The sequence below is a fragment of the Nocardiopsis sp. TNDT3 genome, assembly GCF_003427465.1.
Classification (GTDB): Bacteria; Actinomycetota; Actinomycetes; order Streptosporangiales; family Streptosporangiaceae; genus Nocardiopsis; species Nocardiopsis dassonvillei.
Genome location: NZ_QPFC01000979.1, coordinates 1 through 1,888, shown reverse-complemented (window position 1 = coordinate 1,888; position 1,888 = coordinate 1). Strand labels below are relative to the sequence as shown.

At 72.8% G+C, this 1,888-nt stretch carries 1 protein-coding gene and 1 pseudogene; one reads left to right on the top strand and one right to left on the bottom strand.

What is annotated here, in order from left to right:
* Positions 1-269, top strand: a pseudogene (locus DQW06_RS22515) (hypothetical protein); the annotation flags it as partial.
* A 135-nt stretch (positions 270-404) separates the two neighbouring features.
* Here the strand turns inward: DQW06_RS22515 and DQW06_RS22510 are convergent.
* Entirely contained in the window at positions 405-1,601 is a 1,197-nt protein-coding gene (locus DQW06_RS22510; protein ID WP_117199259.1) for an MFS transporter, read from the bottom strand.
* Positions 1,602-1,888: the final 287 nt, after the last annotated feature.

The following is a 1,888-nucleotide window of genomic DNA, read 5'->3' as shown; positions in this document are numbered from 1 at the left end:
GCAACCCCCCTGGTGACGGCGACGGCGGCACCGCTCCCGGTGACGGCGACGAGATCCAGGCCCCCGGTACCACCGCCCCCGGTGGTAGCGCCCCCGAGGCCGCCGCTCCGGTGAGCGAGGGCAACGGCGACGGCGACGACGACGGTGACGAGACCCTCGCCACCACCGGCGTCGACATGCAGGGCTTCGTGCTCGGCGGCGCCGTGGTGACGGGCATCGGCGCTCTGGCCCTGTGGGCCGGGGCCCGCCGTCCGGCTCCGATCGCCTAACGGCATCACCCCGCCGCACGGTCCCTGGACCGCGTGGCGACGAGGGCCCCCGACCGTCGGGTCGGGGGCCCTCTCACGTGCGCGGGAGGAGAACCGCGCGGTCCCGGCGGGGGCGGCGCGACGGTCCTTCGGACCTCACAAGCGCGGACGCAGGGCGAAGGCGAGCAGGAAGGCGCCCACACCGGCACCCGCGATCACCCACAGCGCGTTCCCCAGGCTGGAGGAGTCGGCGAGGAAGCCCACCAGCGGCGGGAAGGCCAGGAAGCCCGCGCGGCCCAGCCACCCGACGACGGTGATCCCGTCCCCGGTGCGCACGCCCGGCACGTTCCCCGCCGCCGCCAGGGTCAGCGGGAAGAGCGTGGACACGCCCAGTCCCATCACCCCGAAGCCGATGACCGTGGCCACCGGGTTCGGTACCAGCAGGGCGAACGCGATTCCGCCGCCCGCCAGCAGACCGCACGCGCGTCCCACGGCGGCAGCGCCGAACCGGTCGGTCACCCGGTCGCCGGCCAGGCGACCCAGCGTCATCATCGCCTGGCAGGCCACGAACGGCATCGCCGCCAGGAACAGGGACGCCTCCAGTTCCGAGGTCATGTACACCGCGCCCCAGGTGGCGGCGGAGTCCTCGATGCCTCCGGCGAACATCAGCAGCACGCTCAGCACCAGCAGGAGCAGCACGGCCCGTCCGGGCACGCGCAGGCGTCGCCCGCTCCCGGCGTCCGTGCCGTCCTCGCGCTCGCTGCTCTCCGGGCCGGGCAGCAGCATCCGGCTCACCGCCAGGTTCACGCACACCAGCACCGCGGTCACGCCGCCCAGGTGCCACAGGATGGGCACGCCGGTACCGGCCATGGTCGCGCCCAGGAGGCCTCCGGCCACCGCGGCCATGCTCCACAGCGCGTGGAAGGTGTTGATGATGCTGCGTCTGTAGCGCCGCTGGACGCGCAGGCCGTGTGAGTTCTGCGCCGAGTCGGTCCAGGCGTCCGCGCTGCCCAGCACGAACAGCGCCGCCGCCAGCATCCACCAGTTCTGCGCCAGCGCGATGAATGGGAGCGCTCCCAGAGAGATGAGGCTGGTCCCCACCGCCGTCCGGCCGCTGCCGAACCAGTGGATCAGCGGGCCCGCCAGCATGCCGGTCAGGATCGCGCCGGTCGGCATCGCCGCGATCGCCAGGCCCAGTTCCGTGTTGCTCAGCCCCAGCTGGGCCTTGAGCACCGGCAGCCACGGGACGGCGTTGGTATAGGTGAAGCCGTTGACGAAGAAGAGGGTGGAGACCGCGACTCTGGCCCTGCGGGCCTCCGGCGGAGGGGACTCGGTTCTGGTCTGGACGTTCACGGCGGCTCCCAGGACGGCTTTCGGTGCGTGCAGATGCTATCGAGTCCGGTCATCGGATGGCAGGCCTTTTCCATGGCCCCGGACAGGTTCGTCCCCGGGCCGATCCCGTTCCACCGCTCGTGCGGGACGGCCCCCCTCCCGGAGCCGTCGTCCACGGTGGGACCGCCCCGGCGGGTCCCGCCGGACCCTTCTTGCCTTCGGATGGAAGAGGAAGTCAAATAGAGGTCCTGCTCCGTCACCGGACAGACCCCTGACCGCCCCCGACAGGACCCGCGTCCCACACGTCC